22 protein-coding genes are annotated in these 26,694 nt (G+C 65.2%); 17 read left to right on the forward strand and 5 right to left on the reverse strand.

All coding sequences use genetic code 11. The features are described 5' to 3' along the window. Position 1: 1 nt before the first annotated feature. From KIO76_RS09100 to KIO76_RS09145, 10 genes are all read left to right on the forward strand, one after another. Positions 2-880: an isocitrate lyase/PEP mutase family protein gene (locus KIO76_RS09100; RefSeq protein ID WP_213322799.1), complete on the forward strand. Its 879-nt coding sequence runs from the start codon at positions 2-4 to the stop codon at positions 878-880. Further along, positions 877-2,610: a hydantoinase B/oxoprolinase family protein gene (locus tag KIO76_RS09105; RefSeq protein WP_213322801.1), complete on the forward strand. Its 1,734-nt coding sequence runs from the start codon at positions 877-879 to the stop codon at positions 2,608-2,610. Before KIO76_RS09100 ends, KIO76_RS09105 begins: the two co-directional genes overlap by 4 nt. Continuing rightward, complete coding sequence (locus tag KIO76_RS09110; protein WP_213322803.1) at positions 2,607-4,682, forward strand: hydantoinase/oxoprolinase family protein; 2,076 nt, start codon at positions 2,607-2,609, stop codon at positions 4,680-4,682. Before KIO76_RS09105 ends, KIO76_RS09110 begins: the two co-directional genes overlap by 4 nt. Further along, on the forward strand, positions 4,679-5,293 hold the full coding sequence (locus KIO76_RS09115; protein WP_213322805.1) for a cysteine hydrolase family protein: 615 nt from the start codon (positions 4,679-4,681) through the stop codon (positions 5,291-5,293). Before KIO76_RS09110 ends, KIO76_RS09115 begins: the two co-directional genes overlap by 4 nt. A gap of 79 nt (positions 5,294-5,372) precedes the next feature. Beyond that, positions 5,373-5,864, forward strand: a complete 492-nt coding sequence (locus tag KIO76_RS09120; protein WP_213322807.1) for a tautomerase family protein — start codon at positions 5,373-5,375, stop codon at positions 5,862-5,864. A 4-nt stretch (positions 5,865-5,868) separates the two neighbouring features. Continuing rightward, positions 5,869-7,263: an FAD-dependent oxidoreductase gene (locus tag KIO76_RS09125; protein ID WP_213322809.1), complete on the forward strand. Its 1,395-nt coding sequence runs from the start codon at positions 5,869-5,871 to the stop codon at positions 7,261-7,263. A 21-nt stretch (positions 7,264-7,284) separates the two neighbouring features. After that, positions 7,285-8,043 carry an aspartate/glutamate racemase family protein gene (locus KIO76_RS09130; RefSeq protein ID WP_213322810.1) on the forward strand — a complete coding sequence of 253 codons (759 nt, stop codon included), beginning with the start codon at positions 7,285-7,287 and terminating at the stop codon, positions 8,041-8,043. A 10-nt stretch (positions 8,044-8,053) separates the two neighbouring features. Beyond that, a complete protein-coding gene (locus KIO76_RS09135) occupies positions 8,054-8,734 on the forward strand; it encodes an aspartate/glutamate racemase family protein (RefSeq protein WP_213322812.1) in 681 nt (226 codons plus the stop codon). Further along, on the forward strand, positions 8,731-10,089 hold the full coding sequence (locus KIO76_RS31580; RefSeq protein ID WP_213322814.1) for an MmgE/PrpD family protein: 1,359 nt from the start codon (positions 8,731-8,733) through the stop codon (positions 10,087-10,089). The genes KIO76_RS09135 and KIO76_RS31580 overlap by 4 nt, the downstream gene beginning before the upstream one ends. A gap of 136 nt (positions 10,090-10,225) precedes the next feature. Continuing rightward, positions 10,226-10,621, forward strand: coding sequence for a (R)-mandelonitrile lyase (locus KIO76_RS09145; protein WP_213322816.1), 396 nt, complete (start codon positions 10,226-10,228; stop codon positions 10,619-10,621). An 86-nt stretch (positions 10,622-10,707) separates the two neighbouring features. On the opposite strand, the gene KIO76_RS09150 is transcribed toward KIO76_RS09145, so the two are convergent. Then, positions 10,708-11,688: a LacI family DNA-binding transcriptional regulator gene (locus KIO76_RS09150; RefSeq protein WP_213322818.1), complete on the reverse strand. Its 981-nt coding sequence runs from the start codon at positions 11,686-11,688 to the stop codon at positions 10,708-10,710. Positions 11,689-11,910: 222 nt separating this feature from the next. On the opposite strand from KIO76_RS09150, the gene KIO76_RS09155 reads away from it, so the two are divergent. The 6 genes from KIO76_RS09155 (at position 11,911) to KIO76_RS09180 (ending at position 19,550) form a co-directional block, all read left to right on the forward strand. Then, positions 11,911-13,191: an ABC transporter substrate-binding protein gene (locus tag KIO76_RS09155; protein ID WP_213322820.1), complete on the forward strand. Its 1,281-nt coding sequence runs from the start codon at positions 11,911-11,913 to the stop codon at positions 13,189-13,191. Between the two features lie 64 nt (positions 13,192-13,255). Beyond that, positions 13,256-14,242, forward strand: coding sequence for a carbohydrate ABC transporter permease (locus tag KIO76_RS09160; protein WP_213325177.1), 987 nt, complete (start codon positions 13,256-13,258; stop codon positions 14,240-14,242). A gap of 1 nt (position 14,243) precedes the next feature. Next, positions 14,244-15,308: a carbohydrate ABC transporter permease gene (locus tag KIO76_RS09165; protein ID WP_213322822.1), complete on the forward strand. Its 1,065-nt coding sequence runs from the start codon at positions 14,244-14,246 to the stop codon at positions 15,306-15,308. A gap of 18 nt (positions 15,309-15,326) precedes the next feature. Further along, positions 15,327-16,409 (forward strand): ABC transporter ATP-binding protein, encoded by a 1,083-nt coding sequence (locus tag KIO76_RS09170; protein ID WP_213322824.1) that lies wholly within the window; start codon positions 15,327-15,329, stop codon positions 16,407-16,409. A gap of 19 nt (positions 16,410-16,428) precedes the next feature. Next, positions 16,429-18,777: a glycoside hydrolase family 31 protein gene (locus KIO76_RS09175; protein ID WP_213322826.1), complete on the forward strand. Its 2,349-nt coding sequence runs from the start codon at positions 16,429-16,431 to the stop codon at positions 18,775-18,777. Positions 18,778-18,914: 137 nt separating this feature from the next. Continuing rightward, positions 18,915-19,550, forward strand: coding sequence for a trimeric intracellular cation channel family protein (locus tag KIO76_RS09180; protein ID WP_283771424.1), 636 nt, complete (start codon positions 18,915-18,917; stop codon positions 19,548-19,550). 93 nt (positions 19,551-19,643) lie between these two features. Here KIO76_RS09180 and KIO76_RS09185 read toward each other — a convergent pair whose 3' ends face one another. From KIO76_RS09185 to KIO76_RS09195, 3 genes are all read right to left on the reverse strand, one after another. Beyond that, entirely contained in the window at positions 19,644-20,852 is a 1,209-nt protein-coding gene (locus KIO76_RS09185) for an MFS transporter (RefSeq protein ID WP_213322830.1), read from the reverse strand. Between the two features lie 74 nt (positions 20,853-20,926). Continuing rightward, positions 20,927-21,370, reverse strand: a complete 444-nt coding sequence (locus KIO76_RS09190) for a VOC family protein (protein WP_213322832.1) — start codon at positions 21,368-21,370, stop codon at positions 20,927-20,929. Positions 21,371-22,141: 771 nt separating this feature from the next. After that, complete coding sequence (locus KIO76_RS09195; RefSeq protein WP_249729547.1) at positions 22,142-24,145, reverse strand: erythromycin esterase family protein; 2,004 nt, start codon at positions 24,143-24,145, stop codon at positions 22,142-22,144. Positions 24,146-24,675: 530 nt separating this feature from the next. On the opposite strand from KIO76_RS09195, the gene KIO76_RS09200 reads away from it, so the two are divergent. Next, positions 24,676-25,173, forward strand: a complete 498-nt coding sequence (locus KIO76_RS09200) for a DUF305 domain-containing protein (protein ID WP_213322836.1) — start codon at positions 24,676-24,678, stop codon at positions 25,171-25,173. Between the two features lie 8 nt (positions 25,174-25,181). Here KIO76_RS09200 and KIO76_RS09205 read toward each other — a convergent pair whose 3' ends face one another. Beyond that, positions 25,182-26,693, reverse strand: coding sequence for a PAS domain S-box protein (locus tag KIO76_RS09205; protein ID WP_213322838.1), 1,512 nt, complete (start codon positions 26,691-26,693; stop codon positions 25,182-25,184). Position 26,694 lies beyond the last annotated feature (1 nt).

Consider the following 26,694-nt stretch of genomic DNA (forward strand, 5'->3'; position numbering starts at 1 on the left):
TATGACTCTGAAGCAGAGACTGACGGAGAAGGCGCCGGTCGTTGCCCCCGGCATCTATGACGCGCTGACCGCATCGATCGCCGCCGCGGCCGGTTTCGAGGCGCTGTATCTATCGGGCGCGGCGATTGCCTACACGCGCCTGGGCCGCTCGGACATCGGGCTCGTCTCGATGAACGAGGTGGCCGACGTCATCACCCTCGTTCGGGATCGAGTGCCGACGGCGGTCATCGTCGACGCCGACAACGGCTATGGCAACGCCCTCAATGTGCAGCGCACCGTGCGCCTGTTCGAGCGGGCCGGCGCCACGGCCATTCAGCTCGAGGATCAGACGCTGCCGAAGCGCTGCGGCCATCTGCAGGACAAGAGCCTGATCAGTGCCGGCGAGATGGCCGGTAAGGTCAAGGCGGCCGTCGATGCCCGCGTCAGCGAGGAGACGCTGATCGTGGCGCGCACCGATGCGGTGGCGGTCGAAGGCCTCGAGAGCGCGATCGAACGCGCGCATCTCTACGCCGAGGCCGGTGCGGACGTGCTCTTCGTCGAAGCGCCGCGCTCGAAGGAGCAGCTGGCGGCGGTGACTGGCGCGCTCGGCGGCACGCTCCCGCTGCTCGCCAATATGGTGGAGGGCGGCGACACGCCGCTTGCCAGCGCCGACGAACTCGGCGACCTCGGCTTCAAGATCGTGATCTTCCCCGGCGGCATCGTGCGCGCGCTCGCCCGTACCGCGCAGGATTATTACAGCTCGCTGAAGGCCAATGGCACGAACGACCCGTTCAAGGAGCGGATGTTCGATTTCAACGCCCTGAACGCGCTGATCGGCACGCCCGAGCTGCTGGCGCTCGGGCGCACCTACGAGGATTTCAAGAAGGAACCCGCGGCATGACGAGTATCGATCCTGTCACCCTTGCCGTGCTCAAGGGGCGCCTGGAGCAGATCGCGGATGAGATGGACGCCACGCTCTATCGCTCGGCGTTCAACCCGATCATCGCCGAGGCGCGGGATGCCTGCCACGGCCTTTATCATGCCACGACCGGCGCGACGCTGGTTCAGGGCACCAACGGCCTTCCCATCTTCGTCGGCGCCATGGCTTTTGCGGTCAAGGCCGTGATCGACAAGGTGGAGCGCGAGGGCGGCCTCGCGGAAGGCGACACCTTCCTGTTCAACGATCCCTACGCTGGCGGCACCCATCTCAACGATTTCCGCCTCGTGCGGCCGATCTTCCGGAACGGGGAGCTGTTTTGCTGGCTCGCCTCCGCCGGCCATTGGCTCGATATCGGCGGCAATGTGCCGGGTGGCTACAACCCCAAGGCCACCGAGAGCTTCCAGGAAGGCGTCCGCTTCCCGCCGGTCAAGTTGTTCTCCGCCGGCAAGCTGAACCAGGATATCGTCGATCTGCTCGCCGCAAATTCCCGTGTGCCGACGTCCAACTGGGGCGATCTCAACGGCCAGCTCAATGCGTTGGATCTTGGCCAGCGCCGCTTCGAGTCGCTTCTTGACGAGTACAGCCCGGCAACTGTGTCGGCGGCCTTCGAGGCCTTCTCGGATCGCGCCGAGGCGCTGATGCGCAGCGCCATCCGCGCCCTGCCGGACGGCCGCTATTCCTTCGAGGACGTGCTCGACAACGACGGCATCACCGACGACGTGCTCACCGTCGCTCTCGATCTCACCATCGCCGGCGAGACGATGACGCTCGATTTCTCGCGCTCGTCACCGCCGGCGCAGGGGCCGATCAATATCTCCTACGCAACGACCGCCGCAGCCTGCTACGTGGCGCTGAAGCACATCTTCACGGATGTGCCGGCCAATGCCGGCTGTCTTCGACCGATCGACTTCGTCATTCCGCCGACCACCTTGCTCGGCGCGACCGCCCCGAAGCCCATGGCCGGCTACACCGAGACAATCCTGCGTCTCATCGGCGTGGTGCTCGGCGCGCTCGCCAAGGCTGATCCCGAGCGCGCGACCGCCGCGCCTTTCGGCACTATCAACGCGCTTTCCTTTGCCGGCCACCGCCCAAATGGCGAGCGCTGGGTGATGTTCTCCTTCTTCGGTGGAGGCATGGGCGGCAACCCGGAAACGGATGGCCTGAACCACGCCAACAACCCGATCTCGACGGCAACGATTCCGCCACTCGAAATTCTCGAGGCGAGCTACCCGGTGATGTTCCGGCAATGGGCGCTCCGGCCGGATTCGGCCGGCCCCGGCACCCATCGCGGCGGCTTCGGCGCGATCTACGAGGTGGAGGCGCTGTCGGACGCTGAAGTCTTCCTGCTCGGCGAACGCGGCAAGGTCGCGCCCTTCGGCGTGCTCGGCGGCGGCCCGGCCGGGCTCAACCGCTTCACCTGGGAGGCCGAGGACGGCGAGCATTCGCCGCCGCTGGTCTCGAAGGTGACAGGCGTGCCGGTGCCGGCCGGACGCGCCGTGAAGCTGCAGACACCGGGCGGCGGCGGCTGGGGCAGCCCGCTGGCGCGTGACGCCTCACTCGTCGCGCGGGACGTGCGCCTCGGCTACATCAGCGCCGAGAGCGCTCGTCGGGATTATGGGGTCGTCGTGAGCGGCGACGGTGAAGTCGATGAGGCGGCGACGGCCAGCCTCCGCAAGGGAGCCGCGGCATGAACGCGTCGGTCAAGAATCGCGAAGGACGCATTGTCGGCGTCGACGTGGGCGGGACCTTCACGGATCTGTTCTTCTATGATGAGCCGGCAAAGGTTTTTCGCACGGCGAAAGTGCCGTCCAACCGTGGTGACGAGGCCGTCGGCTTCCTCAACGGCCTGAAGGTGTTCGGCGCGATCGCCGATCTCACGTCCGTCGTGCACGGGACCACTGTCGGCACGAATGCGCTCCTGGAGCGCAAGGGGGCGCGCTGCGGCCTCATCACCACCCGAGGCTTCCGCGATGTGCTCGAGATGCGCCGGCGCGACCGGCGTCACACCTGGGGCCTGTGGGGGGATTTCGTCCCGGTGATCGACCGTGACCTCAGGCTTGAGGTCAACGAGCGCACGCTGGCCGACGGGACGATCCGCGAGGCTCTCGACGAGGACGCCGTGCGTAAGGCGGCGAAGGAGCTCGTCGCCGCTGGCTGCGAGGCGCTCGCCATCGTTTTCGTCAACGCCTATGCCAACCCCGAGAACGAGCAGAAGGCTTTGGCCGTTGCCGCCGAAGTCTGGCCGAACGGCAATATCGCCTGCTCAAGCCAGATCCTGCCGGAAATCCGCGAGTTCGAGCGTACCTCGACGACGGCGCTGAATGCCTATCTGCAGCCGGTGGTCGGCAGCTATCTCGGCAAGCTCGATGATGCATTGAAGTCCGAGGGCTTTGGCGGGCGCTTCCACATCGTGCAGTCGAACGGCGGCGTGATGTCGACCGAGACGGCGCGCCGCCTGCCGGTGCGCACCGCGCTCTCCGGTCCCGCGGCCGGCGTCATCGCGGCAGCGGCGATTTCGGAAGCTGCCGGCTTCCCCAACGTCATCACCGGCGATCTCGGCGGCACTTCCTTCGACGTCTCGCTGGTCGTCGGCGGCAAGACGGCGCTCGCGGCCCAGACCACCATCGATTTCGGCCTCGTCATCCGCACGCCGATGATCGAGATCACCACCATAGGCGCCGGCGGCGGCTCCATCGCCCATGTCGATGCAGGCGGCATGCTGCAGGTCGGCCCGGAAAGCGCCGGCTCGCGGCCCGGTCCCGTCTGCTACGGGCAGGGCAACACACGGCCGACGCTGACTGACGCCAATGTGGTGCTTGGGCGCATCAACTCAGACCGGCCCATCGGCGGCATGCTGAAGCGTCTCGACATCGAGGCGGCGCGCGCAGCGATCGACGAACATGTGGCGAAGCCGCTCGGGCTTGACGTGATGGTCGCGGCAGAGGCGATCGTGCGTATCGCCGATGCCAAGATGGCCGGTGCTATCCGCCTCGTGTCGATCGAGCGCGGTCATGATCCGGGCAAATTCGCCGCCGTGCCCTTCGGCGGCGGCGGGGCGCTGCATGTCGGCGCGCTGATCAAGGACGTCGGCCTCAAGGCCGCGCTCGTGCCGCGCTATCCGGGGGTGACCTCGGCACTCGGCTGCGTCATCGCCGATATCCGGCATGACCAGGTGCAGACCGTGAACCTGAGCCTCGAGGGCATCGACGCGGCGGCGCTCGACAAGCGCATGGTGGCGGAGGCGAGCGAGGCGCAGGCCGTCGTCGAAGCGGCTGGCCTGGCGGTCGACCGCATCGACGTGCTGTTCGAGCTCGACATGCATTATGTCGGTCAGACGCATACGGTTTCCGTGCCGCTGCCGGTGACGATCGCGAACGGCACGACGGGCGTCGGCGAGGCGGTGATCCGCACGGCCTTCGAGGAGGCCTACCGCAACTCGTTCAGCCGTCTGCTGGATGGAGTGCCGGCCCGCATCGTCAACCTGCGCACGGCCGCCATCGGCCGTCGTCCACGCTTCGACCTTGCGGCTCTTCGGCCGAGCGGTGACGCCAGCCTCGACAAGGCGCGGCTCGGCTCGCGCAACGTGTGGTTCGATGGCGCCTGGCATGAGGCGGCGATTTACGCCCGCCTCGACCTGCCGGTCGGCACCGTGGTGCGTGGCCCGGCCATTCTGGAACAGCCTGATGCGACGACGGTCGTCGATCCCGACCTCACGGCGCGCATCGACGACTACGGCAACGTCATCGTGGAGCGCGCATCATGAGCCATGCCGACATTCCGCTGTCGAAGACGGCGCTTTTGACGGTCGATCTGCAGAACGACTTCATCCATCCGGATGGTGCCTATGGCCGGGCGGGCCAGGGCGCGCCGGAGATCGCGGCGCTGCCGGCCCGCATCAAGCCCCTGGCCGACCTCCTTCGGCAAAAGGGCGGCTGGTTCGTCTCCACGCAGTTCACGCTGGTGCCAGCGAAGGGCGGCGAGCCCCTGATCTCGCCGCACCTGAAGGAGCTTCGCCCCTTCCTCAAAAAGGGTGATTTCCTGCCCGGCGCCTGGGGCCACAGCCTCGTGGACGAGCTGCAACCGGCAGATCTCACCGTCGAGAAGATCGCCTATTCGGCCTTCTACATGACGCGCATGGAGTGGGTGCTGCGCAAATGCGGCATCGAGAAGCTCATCATCGGCGGCATCGTCACGAATGGCGGCGTCGCCTCCACGGTGAGGGATTCGCATGTGCGCGACTTCTCAACGGTGGTGCTCTCGGATGGCAGCGCGGCCTTCAACACGGCAACGCATGAGACGGCCATCGCGGCGCTCAAGCCCGTGTGCCGCGTCGCGACCATTGCCGAGATGATCGAAGAGATCGCGGCGGCCTAGGGCCCAGGCCTTTTTTACGAATACCGCGCCGGCCGCGACCGTGGCCGGTTCCCCCTAGAATAATATCGGGAGGCCATGGATGCCCGTCGTCGAAACAACCGTCATCGAAGGCTATGATGCCGCCACCAAGTCGCGGCTGTTGAAGGGCATGACCCGCGTCGTCCGTTCCGTCATGGCCGCCCCGCCGGATGGCGTCGTCACCATCCTGCGCGAGGTCTCGCCGAGCGCCTATGCCCGTGGCGGCGTCTCGCGCGTGCCCGGACCGCCGCTGCCGCCGGCGACCGAGGTCGCCGCCCAGCTCGCGGAAGCGCTCGCAAAGGGCGACGCAACTGCGGCTTCGACGCTGGTGACCGAGGATTTCATCGCCGTGGACAGCGAGGGGCGCAGCACCGGACTCACCGATGCCCTAGCGGCCGCACAGCAGGCCGGCAAGCGCTACGAGAGCTTCGTTGAAGCGCTGACGGACGACGGCAGCCTCGTCTTCGCCCATGGGACGCTCGCCAGCGGAAAGCGCTTTATTGACCGCTTCCGGCTGGCCGGGCCAGTGATCGCCGAACAGGTGAGCTGGTAAGGCCATGGCGCAGGTTCGCCCCACCGGCGAGGCGGCCGTCCGAGAGAGCGCCGATGTGGTCATCATCGGCGCCGGTGCCGCCGGCCTGTGCGCGGCCCTCGCAGCTCGCGACGCAGGCGCCTCGGTGATCGTGCTGGAGCGCGACGCGGCGCCCTCCGGCAATACCGCGCTGACGCTCGGCATGCTGCCGGGCGCCGGCACCCGTTTCCAACGCGAGAAGGGCATCGAGGACAGTCCCGAACTCTTCCTCGCAGACATCATGAAGAAGGCCAAGGGCGAGACCGACGAGGCGCTGGCGCGGGCTGTCGCCGAGGCCTCCGGCCCGGCCGTGGAATGGCTGGTCGACGCTCACGGCGTCAGTTTCGAGCTGCTCGACGATATCCTCTATCCCGGCCATTCCCGCCATCGCTACCACGTCCCCAAAAGCCGGACAGGCACGGAAATGGAGGAGGGGTTGCTGGCGGCGGCGCGCAAGGCCGGCGCGGTCCTCATCACCTCCGCGACGGTCGAGACGCTCTATGCCGACAGCGATCGCCGTGTGACGGCCGTGGGCTACCGTGATGCCGAGGGCGCCGAGCAGATCATCGGCTGCCGGGCGCTGGTGCTGGCCACCGGCGGCTACGGCGCCGACCCCGCTGTCGTTGCCCGGCACATCCCCGAGATGGCCGAGGCCGTCTATTGCGGCCACGACGGCAGCCAGGGCGAAGCGCTCGACTGGGGCGAGGCTCTCGATGCCGCGACGGCGGATCTCGGCGGCTATCAGGGCCACTGCGTCGCCAACGGCCCGAAGCTGCCGCTGACATGGGCGCTCGTGATCCGCGGCGGCTTCCAGGTGAACCGCGATGGCGAACGCTTCTCGAACGAGATGAGCGGCTATTCCGAGCAGGCCTCCGCCGTGCTCGCCCAGCCCGAGGGCACGGCCTGGACGATCTACGACCGGCGCTGCGAGGAGCCGGCGCTCACATTCCAGGATTATCACCGCGTCCTGGAGAGAAACGCCGTCGTTACCGCCGAAACCGTGGACGAACTGGCTGACGCCATCGGCGTGCCGCGCGCAGCGCTCAAGGCGCGCTTCGCGGAGGTGGCTGCTTACGCCTCGGGCGAGGCGCCGGACCCCTTCGGCCGCGACTTCACGGGCAACCCGCCGCTCAAGGCGCCCTATCTCGCGGCGAAAGTGCGGGGCGCGCTCTTTCACACCCAGGGCGGGCTCGCCGTCGACACCGAGGCGCGCGTGCTCGGCCGCGATGGCGCGCGCCTGCCCAATCTCTTCGCCGCCGGCGGTGCCGCCCGTGGACTCTCAGGCCCCTCGTCCTGGGGCTATCTCGGGGGCAATGGCCTTCTGACCGCCGTCGTGCTCGGCCGCTTCGCGGGCGCGGGCGCGGCGCGGCTCTCGTCATAATTTCAGGGAGATCAATCCATCATGGCCAGGGTACTGGTGATCGTGCCGTTTCCGATGGATGCGGGCAATCTCGAAAAGCGCAAGGCGCAGCTCAGCGCCGTGAAGCTCGGTCCGGATATCGAATTTGACTTCAAGCCGGTGCGTATCGCGCCCGTCAACTACGTCAGCCAGCAGGATTCCGTTCTCGCCGACATCGGAATGCTTGAAGCTGGGCTTCAGGCCGAGGCCGACGGTTATGACGCAGTCTGCATCGACACCGTCAGCGATTCCGGCATGGCGCAACTACGCTCCGTGCTCAACATCCCTGTCATAGGCGCGGGCCGCCATGCCATGCTCACCGCCCTGATGCTAGGCGACCGCTTCTCCATCCTCGCGATGTGGGACCGCTGGCGCCATCTCTACGCCAAGACTTTGGCCGAGCTCGGCCTTGGCGCCAAATGCGCCTCGGTGCGCTCCGCCGGCTTGCAGCCCAACAACCAGAGCCTGCTCGCCGGCAAGGAGGATGAATTCTTCCCCGCGCTCTACGACGCAGCCATGCGCTGTGTGGAGGAGGACGGCGCTGATGTCATCATCCTCGGCTCCACTACCATGCATGAGGCGCATGCCTATCTCGCCGAGCGCTTGCCGGTTCCGATCATCAATCCGGGGCCGCTGACCTACCGTCTCGCCGAGACGGCGATCCGGCTGAAGCTCAGCCACAGTCGCATCACCTTTCCATCGCCGGCAGCCCCAGCGACCGCGCGCCTTGCCGCCATGGGCGATGCCGCAGCGAGTGTTTGAGGAGAGAGCGATGTCCCGCATCCTGATGATTGTCGCCGCCGACCGCGCCGCCCCGCTCAGCGGTGAGGCCGAGGTCGAGCTCCGCGTGGCGCCCGGTATCCCGGCCGCGCCGATCAGCGCGCATGACTGGGCGCTTGCCGATCTCGCGGTTCTCGCCGCCGGGCAGAACGCCGAGGCGGAAGGCTTCAGCGCAGTCTGTGTCGGCGAGCCCGGTGATTTCGGCGCCAACGCGCTGCGTTCCGTGCTCGACATTCCCGTTGTCGCCGCCGGCCGCAGCGCCATGCTCTATGCCCTGACGCTCGGCGCGCGCTTCGGCATCATCGCGCCGCCGTCCGGCTATACCCGCGCCAAGAAGCTGGCGCAGGAATATGGCCTCAGCCTCCAATGCACTGGCGTGCGCGCCTATGCGGAAACGGCGACCGAGGGCGCGATCCTCACGGCCGCCAAAATGGCGATCGACGAGGATGGCGCAGAGGTGCTCGTGCTCGGTGAGCCGGTATCTCCGGAAATGAGCGCGCGGCTAGCGTCGGCGCTTCCTGTGCCACTGGTGGAGCCGGCCTCATTGTCCGTGATGCTGGCGGAAAGCTTTCTTGGTCTCGGTCTTGGCCAAAGCCGCCGCACCTATCCCGTGCCGCAGGCGCGCAAGCCGGACCTGATCGCAAAGCTCATCGCCGCAGGAGAGGGCGCGTGACCGGGCTCACAGACCAGCTTCAACCTGTCGCGACCCAGCCGTCGGACAAGGCAAGGGCGCTCGCCGCGCTTGCCTTGTCGCTGAGACTCGCGGACGTGCCCGCCGGGGTCCTCCATCACGCCAAGCTTATCGTGCGCGACACGCTGGGTGTCATGCTCGGCGGCTCGCAGCTGCCGGAAATCCGCAATCTGGCGCGCCTCGCACCGATGCTCGCGCCTGGCAAGGCATCGCTCTTCGGGACAGACCTGACAGCCGCAAGCCACATCGCGGCGCTCGTCAATGGCGCGGGCGGCGTCTCCTTGGAGCTCGACGAGGGTAACCAGTTCGCCGTCAACCACCCCGGTGTGCACATCATTCCCGGCCTTTGGGCTTTAGCGGAAGAGGAGGGCGCTTCGGGTGCGGACTTTCTCGAGGCGGTCATCACCGGCTACGAGATTGCCGTGCGCATCGGCCGCGCCACGAAGCTGCGCGGCCCGGTGCACCCCTTCGGCACCCATGCCATCGTGGGCACAGCGGTCGGCGCCGCGCGGCTGATGGGCTTCGACGCGGCGATGACGGCGCGCACCATCGAGCTGGCGGCAGGGCTGCCGATCGCCTCCTCGCAGATGGCGGCGAATACCGGCGCCTCGGTGCGCAATCTGTTCACCGGCTTCACCAATCACAACGGCTTGCTCGCTCCGCGCTTCGTGCGAGCCGGCTTCTGCGGCGAACCGGGCGCGCTCGCGAGCGTCTTCGGCGCTATTCTGGGTGAGCGCTTCGAACTCGATGTCGAGCCGCGTTTCACCGAGTTCTTTCTGACGCGCAATTATTTCAAGATCTACGCCTGCAGTCGCTGGAACCATGCGCCCATCGAGGCAGCGCGTGACATGCGCGTTACTTACGACCTGAAGCCGTCCGATATCGCGTCCGTAACGGTCCACACCTACGATCCGGCGACCCGGCTTGGCGGTAACACGGTTGCGAACGCATATGCGGCGAAGCATTCGATTGCTTTCAACGTGGCCGTGCAGCTCATGCACGGCAGCAATGACGCGGGCGTTTACACCGACGCCATCGTTCATGATCCCGCGATGGTGGCGCTCATCGAAAAGGTCGGCGTCAAGGAAGACCCTGCTCTGACCGCGCTCCTGCCCGGCGTCCGGGCGGCACGCGTCGAGATCACGCTCAAGTCTGGCGAAACCTATTCGGCCCGGTCCGACGTACCGATCGGCGGGTTTGACAATCCGCTTCCCGAAGCGGAGCTTCGTGCCAAGTTCCGTCGCCTCGCTGGCCTCGCCCTTCCGGAGGAGGCGATCGACAGTCTGGAGCGAATGGTCGCCAGCCTGGAGACGGCCGAGCGGATCGAGGCGATCTGAGGCTTCCGCAAGATGCCCCGCTCGCTGCTGTCCTGCTCCGCTGCCGACGGCGCATCACGCGTGGCTACGCCACCAGGGTTGTGCGGCGCTGCATGGCGTCGCACCTATGGTGTGAAAGGCAACAGGGAGACGGACCATGGACATCAGAAGGAGCGGGTCTCAACCGTCCGGAAAAGGGCCGGACGAGTATTTCACCGGCGCGGTTCGCATCGATCCACTGCTCAGTCCGCCGGAGCCGGCCCGTGTCGCGGGGGCCCTCGTCACCTTCGAGCCCGGGGCGCGGACGGCTTGGCATACGCATCCGCTGGGACAGACGCTGATTGTCGTGTCCGGCTGTGGCTGGGCCCAACGCGAGGGCGGCCCGATCGAGGAAATTCGCCCGGGTGACGTGGTCTGGTTCCCGCCCGGCGAAAAGCATTGGCATGGCGCCACGCCAACGACGGCCATGAGCCATATCGCCATCCAGGAGAAGCTCAACGGCTCGCCTGTGGACTGGATGGAGCATGTCACGGACGCGCAATACCAGAAGTAGCGCCTGATGCTGGTTCCAGGGAAGCGCGGCAAATCAGAGCGAGAGCGAGCCCGCTCACGGCCAACGCCGGACGATGTGGTGTCCGCTCAGAAGCGGTAGGGAAGCAGGCGGTCTCTAGCCGGAACGTCCGACCAGATATCTTCGAGGCTCGCGAGAACCTCTTGGCCGTAGGCGGTGTAGGGGATTTCCACCGAGACTAGCCAAGGAGCGACCCATTTATTGAGGGGGCTTCCATCGATGCTGACGAGGGAACAGTCGCGGGGCACGTCGAGCCCGCGTTCGAGGGCACGTCGGCGCACGCCATAGGCGATCTGGTCGCTCACGCAGAGGATCGCGTCCGGCATTTCTTCCGCAGAGAAGATCTGCTCCGCGGCTTCATAACCGACCTGCAGGTGCGATAGTCCCGCCCCGTCGCCTTGGATCACTGAGGCGGCCGGGCGGCCTCGCTCTGCCAGCCGATCCAGAAAGCCTGCAACACGGTCCCGCGTCGCGGAGGAGCCATGCCGGGGAAAGGCGACGGCGGGCGCACGCCTTCCGTCGTCGATGAAGCGATCCGCGACGGCCGCGCCCGCCCCGCGATCGTCGATTCCGACGAAGGGGCTCAGGCCCGAGGGGGCCCGGCGGGTCACGAAAACCATCGGCGCGCCTGCCGCGGAGAGCTCCGCCAGCCCCTTACTCGGCACAGAGGCAACCATGACGAAACCGCGAACGAGCTGTGCGCGCAATGCTCGCAGGTAGTCGTCCTGAAGGTCGGCGCGGTCGTGGGTGTCACACAGCATCATGACATAGCCGGCGCTTCGCAGCGCCGCCTCCGTCGATGAAGCGATTGTGGCCATCGCCGGGTTGTCGAGATTGGCGACGAGCATCCCGACGACCTGGCTCTCACGCCGGCGCAGGGCACGGCCAACGGGGTTCGGCCGATAACCGACGGCTTCGATGGCATCGCGGACGCGGGCGACGGTCGCTGCCGATGCCCGGCGCGTTTCGCCGTTCACGATCCGCGAAACCGTGGAGACCGACACGCCCGCCCGCGCGGCGACCGTCGCGAGTGATACCTCTTCCGGCATTATCCTCCTCGAATCTCTGGAATCCGTTGTTTCATCCGAGCCGGTGCTTGTCGAGTGCGTAGACGAGGCATTGACAGTTTTGGCAAACGTTTGCCAAATGGCGATAAGGGGCCAAACACGGCCCGAAGCACTTGCTCATTCGGCCCGCATTCTGGCCGGCGTGCGTGAGCAGCTTCAACGGCGACGGTCGCCGCGCCGAACGGCACAGGGAGGAAAACGACCATGCGCTTCATCACATCGCTCACATTGGCATTATTGTCGGCCGCGGCTGTCGTTGGGCCGGCGCAGGCGCAGACCGCGACCATCCGCATGACTTGGTATTCGGATGGCAACGAAGGCGAGGTGATCTCCGATCTGCTCAAGCGCTTCGAAGAGCAGAACAAGGACATCAAGGTCGTTCTCGACCAGGTTCCGTTCAAGGCGATCAACGAGACGCTGCCGGTGCAGGTGGCTTCCGGGCAAGGGCCTGACATCGCTCGCGTCGTCGATATGGGCGGCCTGTCGCGCTACTATCTTGACATGCGCCCGTATCTGAAGGACGCCGCCTATTGGGACCAGAATTTCGGGCCCTTCCTGGAGTGGATGCGCCCCGCGGGCGATACGCAGTCCATCCCCGGTTTCATGACGCAGCTCACCGTCACCGGCCCGTTCGTCAACAAGACGCTGTTTGATCAAGCGCAGGTGCCCATGCCCGGCGACAAGGCAACCTGGGAGGATTGGGCCAAGGCGACGAAGGACGTGGCCGCGAAGGTGCAGGTGCCGTTCCCGATCGCGCTGGACCGGTCTGGCCACCGCTTCTACTCGCTGGCGATGTCGCAGGGCACCAAGGTCTTCGGCAGCAACGGCGAGCCCGAGGTGGTGGACGAGGGCTTCAAGCGTGCAGCCCAGCTCGTCTATGACTGGCACGCCTCCGGTGTGATGTCGAAGGAGCTGTGGGGCTCGGTCTCTGGCACGGCCTATCGCGGCGCCAACGACGAGTTCAAGAACGCCCAGGTCGTGATGTACCTGTCCGGCTCCTGGCAGACGAGCCAGTTCGACAAGACCGTCGGCGACGCCTTCGACTGGGTTGTGGTGCCAAATCCGTGCGGGCCGGGCGGATGCAGCAGCATGCCAGGCGGGGCCGGACTGGTGGCTTTCAAGACGACCCAGCACCCCAAGGAAGTCGCCCGGCTGATGGACTATCTGGCGAGCGAGCCGGTCCTGTCGGAGTTCTATTCGCGCACGCTGTTCGTCCCCGGCCATCTCGGGCTGGCGAAGAAGGGCGTCGCGTATCCCTCCGCGAGCCCGCAGGCCGCGGCGGCGTTGAAGACCTTCACCAAGAGCGCCAGCGAGATCTCGCCGCTTGCCTATCGGACGCAGGGCTATATCCATAGCCGCATCATCTTCAATGCGGTGATCAGCCGGCTGGGCCAGGCCATCGCCGGCGAAACGACGCTCGACGAGGCCTACAAGCGCATCACGGCCGATGTCGCGCAGCAGATCGCCGAACGGACGAAGAAGTAATAGCGGCGTGATGGCGGAGACTTCCACGCCCTCCGGGGAAAGGGACGGGCTGCGCGGCCGTGCCATGACGGCGCTCGGCGCGGTTGCGGGCGCCCTCGCCGCGTTGCCCCTGCGCCTCCTCGACGGGCCGATGAAGGCATGCCAGCGCCTCATCGGCGCGGGGCGCATGCCCTATGTCTTCCTCATCCCGAATTTCGTCTTCTTCGGCCTGTTCGTCTTCCTGCCGATCGCGATCAACGTGGTGTTCTCGGTCACCGGCGGCCCGGCGCTCTTTCCCTCCGAGCGGCCTTATGTCGGTGCCGGGCAATACGCTTATCTCTTCGACTGCGGCTCCTATCTCGACCCGAACACCTGTCGCGAGGATCACTTCTGGCGCGGCGTCGCCAATACGGCGAAATTCGTCGTGTTCCAGGTCTCGGCGATGGTGCTGTTTTCCCTGATCACCGCTCTCGTGCTCAACATGAAGATCAGGGGGCGCGGCTTTTTTCGCGCCGTGTATTTCTTTCCCGTCCTGCTGTCGCCGGTGGTCGTCGCGCTGATATGGAAATGGATCCTGCAGCGCGACGGGCTCCTCAATGCGGCGATCACCACGCTCGGCGGGGAGAAGATCCTGTTCTTCATCGACCCGAGCTGGGCGATGTTCTGGGCCGTCTTCGTGTCGGTCTGGGCCCATATGGGCTTCTATACACTGATATTGCTGGCCGGCCTCCAGGCGATACCGTCGGATCTCTATGAAGCGGCCGAGATGGATGCGACGCCCCGCTGGCGCGTCTTCCGCCGCATCACCCTGCCGCTGTTGTGGCCGAACATGATCGTCGTGATCGTGCTCGCGCTCATCAAGGGCGTGCAGACCTTCGACGAGGTTTTCGTCCTCACCGGCGGCGGGCCCGGTACGGCAACCCTCATGGTCGTGCAATACATCTACGAAACGGCCTTTTCCAACCAGGTCCAGAATTTCGGCCTCGCGGCGGCGGCCTCGGTCGTGCTCGGCCTCGTGCTGTTCCTGCTGACCCTGGCGCAACTCGTCCTGGCGCGGCGGAAGGAGAGCTGAGATGACGGCAGTTTCCCTCTCCGGGCTAGCAGGACGGCGCCGCGGCGGGCGCGGCGCCCCGCTCCACTGGACGGATATCGCGGCCTACGCCTATCTCGCGCTGGGCGTCCTCCTCATGTTCGGCCCCGTGGCGTGGCTGGTACTGTCATCCTTCAAGACGCAAAGCGCGCTTCTCGAATTTCCGCCCTCGCTCCTGCCGTTCACGCAGCAGGAGATCAGCGTGCCCGGCCAGCCGCAGCCGTTGCCGTTGTTCCGCGTCACCTTGCCGGATGGTTCCGTGCGGGAGCTCGTGCAGGTGCGACGCATCGGGATCATGGCGCAGATGGTGGATCCGAAGGATCCCTCGCAGCGGTTCAGCATTCCGATCGACAAGCGCGAACCCGTGCGCAAGGTCGCCTTTGCCGTGGAGAACTACACCGAGCCGCTGCAGCAGTTCGCCTTCCTGCGTTTTCTCGGCAATTCGGTCTTCGTGACGGTGGTGGCGACCCTGATCACGCTGCTCATCAACTCGATGGCGGCCTATGCGCTGGCGATCTACGAGTTCAAGGGCAAGGGCGCCGCGATGCTGGCGGTCATCGGGACGTTGATGATCCCGATCACCATCATCCTCGTGCCGGTCTATCTCGTCGTCACGGAGCTCGGGCTGGTCAATTCGCTCTGGGCGGTGATCCTGCCGGGCGCGGCGACGCCGACCGGCGTGTTCCTGCTGCGCCAGTACATGCTGACCCTGCCGCGCGACCTGATCGAGGCCGCGCGCATGGACAAGGCCTCGGAATGGCAGATCTACTGGCGCATCGTCATGCCGCTCACGCTGCCGGCCTTGTCGGTGCTCGCGATCTTTTCCGTGATGTGGCGCTGGAACGAATTCCTCTGGCCGCTGGCCGTCCTGACCAAGACGGAGGTCTATACCCTGCAGATCGGGCTCAACGCCTTCCAGGGCGAATTGCAGACCCAGTGGCACTATCTCCTCGCGATGACCGTGGTGACGCTGATCCCCGTCACCCTCGTCTTCGTCTTCCTCCAGCGCCTCATCACGACGGGCATCGGCTCGACGGGGATGAAATGATGAACCGGGGCGTCTTTCATGGCTGAACTCAGGCTCGCCGGCGCACGTAAGTCCTTCGGTCCGGTGGACGTCCTGCACGGCATCGACCTTGCGGTAAAGGACGGCGAATTCGTCGTGTTCGTCGGCCCCTCGGGCTGCGGAAAGTCGACGCTCCTGCGCGTCATCGCGGGGCTGGAGACCGTCACGGACGGCGAGGTCTATATCGACGGCGCGCGTGTGACGGATCTGCCTGCCTCCGAGCGGGGGCTCGCCATGGTGTTCCAGTCCTATGCGCTCTATCCGCATATGAGCGTCAGGAAGAACATGGCCTTCGCGCTCGAGAACATGGGCATGAAGCCGGCCGAGATCGAGGCGCGGGTCAGCCGCGCGGCGACCATGCTGCGCCTCACCGACTATCTGGAGCGCAGGCCCAAGGCGCTGTCCGGCGGGCAGCGCCAGCGCGTCGCCATCGGCCGCGCGATCGTCCGCGACCCCAAGATCTTCCTGTTCGACGAGCCCCTGTCGAACCTCGACGCCGAGCTGCGCGTCGCGACCCGTAAGGAGCTCGCGGCGCTCCATGCCGAGATCGGCGGCACGATGATCTATGTCACCCACGACCAGGTGGAGGCCATGACCCTCGCCGATCGGATCGTCGTGCTCCGCGCCGGGCGCATCGAGCAGGTCGGCACACCGCTGGAGCTCTACAACAGCCCCTGCAACATCTTCGTCGCCGGCTTCATCGGCTCGCCGCGCATGAATCTTTTGCCGGCTACAGTGACGGGAGGCAACGACGGATCCATGCGCGTCAAGCTCGGCGACGGCGACATCGCCCTGCAGCATCCGGCTGCCGGCCTTGCCCCCGGGACGCCCCTGACCCTCGGCATCCGCCCCGAGCATATCGCGATAGCGGACGGGGAGGGGGACCTCGCCCTGGTGGTCGATCTCGTCGAGCAGCTCGGCGGCGAGACCTTCCTTTACGCATCCGCGCCGGGCCTGCCGCAGATCACCCTGCGCCAGGACGGACAGGCGCGCCTTACGCGCGGTGATGCGATCGGCATTCGCTTCGACCCTGAGCATCTTCATTTCTTCGACGAGGCCGGCGCGACGCTGGCCCGGCCCTGACCGATCCGGAGACAGATCCATGAAAGCCCTGACGCATGGCCGCTATCGCGGCCTGGATGGCAATGCCGCAGTGTTTGACGTCGGCGCGTTCGATGTGGGAGCGTTTGATGTTGGGGCCGGAACCAAGCCGTTGGCAACGATCCGCGTGGCTATTCTCGAGCGCGACATCGGCCGCGTGACGCTGAGGCGCACGGAGGGTTATCGCCTCGACCGGGGCTGGGCGATCGCGCCCAATGGCCTGGAGCCGCCCTTCGAGGGCCGCGCCCGCGATGATGTATCGGGCTTCGCCAATCCCGCCGTGACGGCGCGGGAGGAGGGCGGCACGGTCACCCTCGTGGCGCCCGGCCTGTCCGCCACGGTGACGCTGCACCCCTTCGGCATCGCCTGGCGGCGCGACGGAGAGGCGGAGCCATTCCTGAGCGACCGCCCGACCCAGGCCTATTTCCTGTCCCGCAAGAGCGGCGCGCTTGCCCACAGCATGGCGCGACATGCCGACGAGCGTCACTACGGCCTCGGCGACAAGGCGGGGCCGCTCGATCGCACCGGGCGGCGTTTTGCCATCGACGCGGTGGACCCTTGCGGCTTCGACGCGGAATTATCCGATCCGCTCTACAAGATGCTGCCGTTCTTCATCGTGGATGGGCCGGTCGGTGCGCATGGTGTGTACTACGACAACCTTGCCACCGGTGCGGTTGATCTTGGCTGTACCATCGACAACTACCATGGCCTTTTCCGTTCCTATCAGGCCAATGACGGCGACCTCGACTATTACGTTCTCGCCGGCCCGAGCGTGCCCGAGGTCGTGCGCCGCTTCTCCTGGCTCGCCGGCGGGCAGGCCTTCGCGCCGCGCTGGTCGCTCGGTTTCGCGATGACCAGCATGTCGATTGCCGACGCGCCCGATGCCGATGCGCGGGTATCGGCCTTTGTGGCCGACTGCAAGACCAACGGCATCCGCTGCGACAGCTTCCATTTCGGCTCCGGCTATACGTCGATCGGGCCGCGCCGCTACGTTTTCAACTGGAACCATGATAAGTTCCCGGATCCCACCGCGACGATGGCACGGTTGAAGGCCGCGGGCATGCAGCCGGTGACCAATATCAAGCCGTGCCTTCTCGATGATCATCCCCGCCTCGAGGAAGCAAAGCGCGATGGGATTCTGGTGACTGACGGCAGCACGGGCGAGCCGGCGGTGGCGCAGTTCTGGGACGGGCTCGGCTTCCATGTCGATTTCACCAATCCCAAGGGCCGGGACTGGTGGGCGAACGGAATCCGTAGCCAGCTTCTCGACTATGGCGTCGTCTCCATCTGGAGCGACAACAACGAATTCGAGATCTGGGACGAGGATGCGGTCTGCGCCGGCGATGGACGCCCCTTCGCGCAGAGCCTCGCCCGCCCGGCTCAGGCGCTGCTGATGCACAAGCTCGCCTATGAGACGCAGGTGGCCCATGCGCCCGGCAAGCGCCCCTATGTCATCACGCGCGCCGGCGGCGCCGGCATTTCACGCTATGGCCAGACCTGGACGGGCGATAATGAAACCGCGTGGAAGACGCTGCGTTTCAACCTGACGCAGGGGCTCAACATGAGCCTGTCGGGTCTGTTCAACATCGGCCATGATGTCGGCGGGTTTCATGGCCCGGTGCCGGGGCCCGAACTCTTCTGTCGTTTTGTCGAATTCTGCGCGCTCTGGCCGCGGATGGTCATGAATTCATGGAAAGACAACGGCACGGTCAATACACCGTGGATGCATCCGGAGGTTCTGGCGGAGGTGCGCGCCGTCATCGCGCTGCGGCACAGCCTCATTCCCTATCTCTACACCCAGATGTGGCGCGCCTCCCGCGAGGACATGCCTGCTGTCAAGCCGCTGTTCTGGGATTTCCCGGCGGATGACGCGGCGCGGGGCGTCGAGGATGCCTTCATGCTGGGGCCGGACCTTCTCGTCGCGCCCGTGCTGGAGGAGGGAGCGACGGCGCGTGACGTCTATCTCCCCGCCCATCCCGGCGGCTGGTACGACTGGCACGACCTTACGCATTGGGAGGGAGGCCGGATCGTGAGGGTGGAGGCACCGCTCGGGCGGCTGCCGCTGTTCGCCCGTGCCGGGGCGATCATTCCCGTCGCGGAGGGCGACGAGACGGCAGCCGTCGTCTTCGGAACCTCGGCGGATGGCGCTTCAGGCCTCATCTACAGTGACGACGGCGAGACCGCAGACTGGCGGCGGGATGGCGAGGCGATCACCTTGAGCCTGCGGCCGGACGAGGATGGCTTCGTGCTGGAAGCGCAGGCGCCGGGCGCGCTCAAGGCTATCAGTGTCCGGGCTGTCGGCGTGCCGGGTCTGCGCGTCGCGACGGCCGGGCTTGTCGTGCGCCAGTGAGGTTTGCGTAAACCCCGTCATGAATGGCGCGCGGCCGCGGTTTCGCCGCGCCTTCGTGCGACGGGGCCTTGCCGGTTCGCTCCTTCCCGGACGATGGTACCGTTGACAATTCGGTCCAGCTATTCCGGGAGCGCGTCTTGAATGTTCAGCCAGAGCTTTTGTTGCATGGTCTCTACCTCGTGGCGATTGTCGCGGAGGCCATGACGGCGGCACTGTCGGCCGGACGGCGCAACATGGATTGGGTCGGCGTCTATCTTCTGGGATGCGTGACGGCTCTCGGCGGCGGCTCCGTGCGCGACGTGCTGCTCGGCCATCATCCGCTGTCCTGGGTGCAGCATCCCTCCTATCTGCTGATCACGGGCGGCGCGGCCCTGGCGACCATCGCCATTGCCCGCTACATGCATCGGCTGCGCCATGTCTTTCTTTTTCTCGATGCCGTCGGCCTGGTCTGCTTCACGGTCATCGGTTGCAATGTGGCCATCGGCCTCGACATGCCATTTACGATCGTGATCGCCTCCGGCCTGATTACCGGCTGCGTCGGCGGTGTACTGCGGGACATTCTTTGTGCGGATGTCCCATTACTTTTTCGCGCCGAACTCTACGCCGCGGTTTCCGTGGTGACGGGCATGATCTATGTCGCGGGCCGGACGACGGAGCTCAACCATGGTCTGGTCATGCTCGGCGCCATGTTGATCGGCCTCGCATTCAGGCTGCTTGCTCTTCGCTATAAGTGGAGCATGCCGAAGTTCGTGTATACGCATGATCTGCATTGAATAACAAGGCAATCCGAACAACTAAAGATGGGCGGCATGGGGCAGAGCAAGGTATTTGTTCAAGGCGCTACTCGCAACCGTTCCAGATAGACGTTACGCCGTCGCGACCTCGACCTGTCTTCGCGGAAACGGCCGGAACGCCATCAGGATCAGCATAGCGGTCAAGCCCATGCCCCAGGAGCCGACATACATCAGCACATAGCTGGAGAAGTGGTCGTAGATGAGGCCGCCGAGCAGGGGGCCTGTCGACATGCCGAGGCTGCCGGCCATCGCGGTGCCACCGATGATCGTGCCCATCATTTTAAGGGGAAAGTTCTCCCGGATGATCACGGCATAGAGGGGCATCGTGCCGGCATAGATGAAGCCGACTGCCACCGCCACGGCATAGAAGCCGCCGAGCTGGTCGACGAATGCATAAGCGAGCACGCCGAAGGCCTGCGCCATGAGCCCGATGACGAGGACACGCTGTGCGCCGAAGCGGTCTCCCGCGAGGCCGAAGCCGATGCGGCCGAACATGCCGGCCAGCCCTTCGACGCTGTAGATCGACACGGCCGCGATCATGGGGATGCCGCACGTCACCGCATAGCTCACCGTATGGAAGATGGGACCCGAGTGAGTGGCACAGCAGAAGAAGTTCGCCAGCATGAGGATAACGAACTGGGGGGAGCGGACAGCCTGTCGGACTGTCATGCCCGATTGCGGGCCATCTGCCGCCGCCTCTGCGTGCCCGCCTTCCAGCGCGGGAGGGCGACGCACGAGGAGGGCCGCGGGAATCATGACGCCCGCCGCGATGCCGGCGATGATCAGCATGGCGGTACGCCAGTCATGGATGGTGACCAGCCAGGCGGCCAGTGGGGCCATGGTCATGGGCGCCATGCCCATGCCAGCAGAAACCAGCGAGACCGCAAGGCTGCGCTGCGTGTCGAACCAGCCCGTCACTGTCGCCATCATCGGCGCGAAAACGGCGGCGGTCGCCGCCCCAACCAGAAGGCCGAACAGGAGCTGGAACTCGACCAGGGAATTCGCCCGGCTGGCAAGCGCCAGACTCGCGGCAAGCACTATCGATCCCGTCAACACGACCGGCCGCGGACCGAACCTGTCGGAGAGGCTGCCCCAAACCATGCTGGCCGCTGCCATGGCGAGGAACCCGATCGTCATGGCCGTCGACACGCCGGTGACGGACCAGCCGGTATCCTCCGACATCGGCCGCAGGAACACGGGCAGGGAGAACATGGCGCCGACCGCCATGCAGCCCAGAAGGCCCCCTGCGGCGACTATCACCCAGCGATAGGGATGGTTCATGGTCTCCTCCGGCCTCTCCGTATCGGCATTGGCGCACAATTCGCCCATTGCGTGGGCTGGTCACTGCCGGGAGATCAGCCCTGCGGCTTCCAATCCGCGGAAGGAATGGTGTTCACCATCCAGGGCACGCCGAACCGGTCGACCAAGGAGCCGAATCCGGGCGACCAGAAGGTTTCGCCAAACGGCATGACTGCTTGCCCGCCCTCGGACAACGCTTCGAACCAGCGCTGGCCCTCTGCCTTGTCGTTGGTATGCAGCGTGACATCGAAGCCGTTCTTGGGCTTGTCGATATTGCGCGCCCATTCCACATCCATGTCCGCGCCCATCAATGCCTGATCGCCGACCTCGAGCCAGCAATGCATGAGCCAGGCCTTATATTTCTCATCCGTGATCGGCATGCCTGGAGGCGCATCGCCATAGGGAATCGCTGCGGTGATTTTTCCACCCAGAACCTTGGCGTAGAACTCGAATGCCTCGCGGCATTGGCCCCGGAAGCTCAAGCTGGTCACGATCTTCATGGTCGTCTCCTGTTTGGTCGGGTTCCCGCAGTGCTCAGGCAAGGTTCGAAGGCACACTCAAACGTCGGCCAAGGATCCGAGGTCACCATCGACGCCTCTACCTAAGTTGATATCAACGTAATTTATGGCGGAATGTCAACCGGCTCACTCGGAACAGGCGCAATGAGCGATGCCAAGGCCGCACGTCGCCACCTTTTTCGGGAAATACCGGCGCCCAGCTTTCGATGTTACGGATCAGTTCAAAGCCCCGGCGACCGGCGTGAGACAAATCGTCTCCGATAAGCTCGAGCCGAAATGGTCAAGCGCAAAATCACCTTCTCATGCCGTCGAAGCGGCGGCCGCCAGCAGCCCGATAGGCGTGGTTCGTCCGACGGCGCGGAATTCTGCTGCGTGCCTAGTGTTTAGTCGGCACGGTATTGTGCGGCGTTCTGCTCGACGGGTGTGAACGGTCCGCCAGCCACCAGCGGGAATCCCTTCCCAAAAGCGGCATCGGCGTCACGGCCGCACAACCCGGGCATATGCAAAAACGCCCGAGCGGTTTGACGTCATTCTCGACGCAGACATGACCGCAGATGGTACAGCTAAAACTCAGCGAGTTCATGGTAGCCCTCCGCAGCTTATGGCGGCGGCCGCATAGGTCCGCCAGCCTTGATCCCATAGTAGCCGAAAGGCGTAGTTCCGCCACCACAATAAGCGGTGACTTGACTCACTGCGTATCCATGTCTGCTGCGCGAAAGGGTTGGACGCTGCCTAAACCCGGGAAGAGACGCTCTACACCCCGAAGGGATAGGTCTCGGCGAGCTCGCCGGCGTCCCATTCCGAGCTGCGCTCCAGCGCCTCGACCGCGTGGGTCTCGTCGAAATGCAGCAGCGCGTCGAACTGCGCGGCAAGATCCGCGTGGAAGTAATGGCTGACCCGTTCCGTCTCCGGACGATAAATTACGCCGATCGCGCGCTCCAGGAGCCTTCGCGGTAAGACTTCACTGGCAACGCGCAGATCAATGAGGAAACGCTCCGGAGAGACGGCGTGCAGCAAGGCCTCGTAGCTATCCGCCAATGCGGGACGGACATTCTTGCGCTCTGCGGGTGCGTCCCAGTCGGACGCAGCAGTCACCGTTCCATGATGTGTGGTGAAGCCGACAAGGAAGGCGTCACGCTCGTGCGTTTCGCGAATGAGCTGCCCAAGATTTATCTCTTCCCGCCGGTTGCGGTCTGTCGCTCTCGCGTCGCCGAGATGGGAATTATGCGCCCAAACGATGATCTTGGCGGGCTGCCCATCCTGGCCAAGATGGGTGACGAGGGCCTCGAACGTCTCGGCCATGTGCCGGTCGCGCAGGTTCCAGGTCGATTCCGGCGCCAGGAACAGGGCGCGGTAATAGCCCTCCGCATTCTTGACGAGGCGGGCGTTCTGTTGCGCCGCGAAAAGCTCGTCCGCGAGCGCACTCGTGCCAGGCTGGGTCGGCACGGGACGCCGCTTCAGCATCTCGACCAATTGCGCGACCACGGCGTCCTGGCATGACTTCTCAACCTCGTTACCTGCGATGAAGCCGTAGACTTCCGGGTCCGGCCCGAAATGATCGAAACAGGCGTAGCGATGGCGCGCCGCGTCGGCTGCGGCCGGGTCGATGTTTTCGAGATAGCGCAGCACGGCCTTCATTGCGCCATGCAGGGCATAAAGGTCGAGGCCGTAGAACCCAGCCCTTGATCCGCCCTCGCCGATCGCGTCATTGTGCCGGCGCAGCCATTCGACAAAGTCGACAACCACGCTGTTTCGCCACATCCAGGTTGGGAAGCGTCGGAAATCCGAAAGCGCTTCCTCAGCGTCGAGGTCTCCTCCCACGTTCTGGACGTAGCGGTTGACGCGGTAGGTGTCCGGCCAGTCCGCCTCCACGGCGACGGCTCTGAAACCCTTCTCCTCGATCAGCCGCCTCGTGATCCGCGCCCGTTCCTCATAGAATTCGTGCGTCCCATGTGAGGCTTCGCCGAGCAGCACGAAGCGTGCCTCGCCGATGGCCTCGAGAAGCCGGTCATAATCGCCAGCCTCGCCGGAGAGCCGAACAATGTGTCGGCGCAGCTCGCCGGCTGCCCCATGCTCCGAGAAGCCATTGGACCCGCTATCCGAGGAAGCGCGTCCGCGGGCGGAGCGGGCGAGGAGCGCGCGAACCTCGTCGTCGCTCGTCTGCGAGAAATCCTTGTACCACTGACCCACGCCGAGGAGCGGCTGCGGCGTCGTCGCGCAGACGACCTCGTCCGCTTCGGCCTTCATCGCTTCGCAGGTGTCGGGGCTGCCGACTGGAACCGCAGCCACGATGCGGGCGGGCGCGCTATCCCGGAGCGCTCTGATGGCTGCCAGCATGGTCGATCCGGTCGCGAGCCCGTCATCCACGAGGATGATGGTTCGTCCTTTCACGTGGAGCGGAGGCCGCCCGCCGCGATAGAGGCGCTCGCGGCGGGCGAGCTCCTTCTCCTCCTTTGCGGTGACCGCGTCGATGATGTGAGATGGAAGTGTGAGGCCATCGACGACATCGTCATTCAGGACACGCACACCCCCCGTTGCGATCGCGCCCATTGCCAGTTCCTCGTAGCCGGGAACACCCAGCTTGCGCACGACAAAGACGTCCAGTGGCGCATTCAACGCGCGTGCGACCTCAAAGCCAACCGGTACGCCCCCGCGCGGCAGCGCCAGGATGATGACATCGTCACGTCCGGCATGGTGAGAGAGCTTGCCGGCAAGGTGTCTTCCGGCTTTGCGACGGTCTGGAAAGACGATAGCCATCATCATGGTCCCAACGCGGCCGGTCGGCCCGGCCCTTTGTCAGACGGCCGGGTACCCGGCTTTTCTTCGGCACCGGCGCCGCGCGTGTCGCGCGTCATCGCCTCGCTCGCTTCGCAGCGCGGGTCGTATGCCCGAGGGAGAAGAGGGGCCGGGGGCCGCTCTCAGATAATCACTGTGGCGCTGATAACGGAGAAACAGTTTTAAACTTCAAGGGTTCCGCTGTTCGCGCGATTAGCACGGAACGATGGGAATGCGGATACGTTCGCCGAAAGGCGAGTTTATCCGGGGCGCGGGGCGAGACGTATCGCACCGCCTGGATCGGTCGGAACAAGCTCTCCGGGGCGTGGGTGCAAAAGCAGATAGGAGCGCCACGGCTGGACCCGCCGGTTGGCCGAAGGCTCGTCCTTCCGGGGCCCACTGCCTTGTCGCCGCATTGCCCCAGCGGGAGTGGCCGGAGGGCCTGCGGACCGGCCGGATGCCTCTTGGTGAGATTCCGAGGGAGAAGGCTGAACCATCACAGGAGATCACCGATGGCGGATCACCATCATACAGGTCAGCACGATCAGAGGGGTAAGCGAAGCTATGTCATGCTGGCGGTCAATTTCGTGCTCGGCCTGGTCGTCATGTACATCGCCATGTTCACGATGATCGATGGCTGGCAGGACTTCCACAATAACATCAACATGCTCTACATGGCGCTGACCATGGCCGCTCCGATGGGTATCATCATGCTCGCGACCATGAGCGAGATGTATCCACGCCGTGGTCTCAACATAGTCCTCTATGTCGCCTTCGCCGTTTTATGCGCGGCCTCCTTCGCCGCCACGCGCACTCAAGCTCTGGTCGGAGACCGGCAGTTCGTAGCGTCGATGATTCCGCATCATTCCGGCGCGATCCTCATGTGCCGGCAAAGCCGCTTCACCAACGAGGAACTCGCGCGCCTTTGCGAGGGAATCATCCGGTCGCAGAGGGAGGAAATCGACGAGATGAATCGGATCAGATCGCGGCTGGAAACAGGGGCGTCCTGACGACAGCTTCAATCGCCGAGTTTGTCGTGATCGATGATCAGGTCGATGACGACGCCATGTGGGTCCCAAGTGGTGGTGAGACGGCCAAGCTGTCTCGCCGAGGCGTTCACCAGCCGGCTTCCGAAGCCTTGATATTCCGGCTTTCTGACTTCGGGGCCGCCGAGCTCGCGCCAACGAATGCCCACGCCCTCCTCCTGCTTGGAGCAGAGGATTTGGACCGTGCCCTGTGCTGCCGCCAGGCTGCCGTGTTTAGTGGCATTGGTCGCAAACTCATGCAGGAGCAAGCAAAGAGGCGTCACCAATTCCGCTGGTATGGTCGGATCAAACCCGACGATCGAGAAACGCGGCCCCGCGCCGTCAGCGCTGCCATAGGGAGCTAGGATTGTCCCGATGAGGGCATGCAGGGCGGTCGGGCGATCATCTCGTGCCAGGTCGTGAGAGCCCGGCGACATCGTGAAGGCATGCGCGCGGGCCAAGGCTGCGAGGCGCTCTGTGACATTCGCCACAAGCTCGGCCGGAGTTGCCGCCGACTTTGCGCTCAGGCCAACCAAGCTGCCCGTCAAGGCGAATGCGTTCTTCACTCTGTGATCCATCTCGCGAAGCATGAGCTCTCGCTGCTCCTGGACGCGGCGGCGGTCCGAAATGTCGCGCGCTATCTTGGATGCACCGAGGATTTCGTCGGCGTGATCCCGAATGGGCGACACCGTCAGCGAGATGTCGACCAGCGTGCCATCCTTGCGTCGACGAAGTGTCTCATAATGCTCCACCCGCTCGCCAGAGCGAATGCGCGCTAGGATCGTTGGCTCTTCGTCCTGACGATCCGCCGGCACGAGAAGCATGACGGAGCGGCCGATGACCTCTTCGCTCCGGTAGCCGAACAGGCGTTCGGCACCACCATTCCAGTCCGTGATGATGCCGTTCACGTCCGTGCCGATGATGGCGTCATCGGAGGAGTCGACGAGCGCGGCCAGCCGTCTCGAGGTGTGTTCGGCTATGTTGCGTTCCACCGCGAAACCGAGCTGGCGTCCAATCGTCAGGGCAAGATCATGCTCGCGATCCGTAAACACGTGCGGCGTGTCGTAGTAGACCATGAATTTGCCGATGAGCGCGTGCGCGCTGGCGAGTGGAATAAAGGCGAGAGCCTCAATCCCTTCTTTGAGGATCGTCGCCTTTAGCTCGTCAGATTCATCGGCATCGCGGGCGTTCCCGACATAAATTGGCGCAGCATCACGATCTTCCCGACCCCATGGCGAGTGTCCATCGACCGCGACCCGGTAACCTTCCGACAACCCGCGTGACGCGACAAAGCGCATGACACCGGCCGTATCGAACAAGAGAATGGAAGCGCGCGAGCACCCCAGCGCTGCGCAGATCGCATCCAGGGCAGCATCGTAAATCTGCTGGAGCGACTGGGCGCGAAAAAGATGCTCTGTGAAACGATAGAGGATGGTCAGTTCGCGGGCGGTATGCACCATGTGGGCTTCGACGGCACCGCTCTTCGCTTCGGTGTTTGAGTTCATC

The organism is Chelatococcus sp. YT9, from assembly GCF_018398315.1.
Lineage (GTDB): Bacteria > Pseudomonadota > Alphaproteobacteria > Rhizobiales > Beijerinckiaceae > Chelatococcus.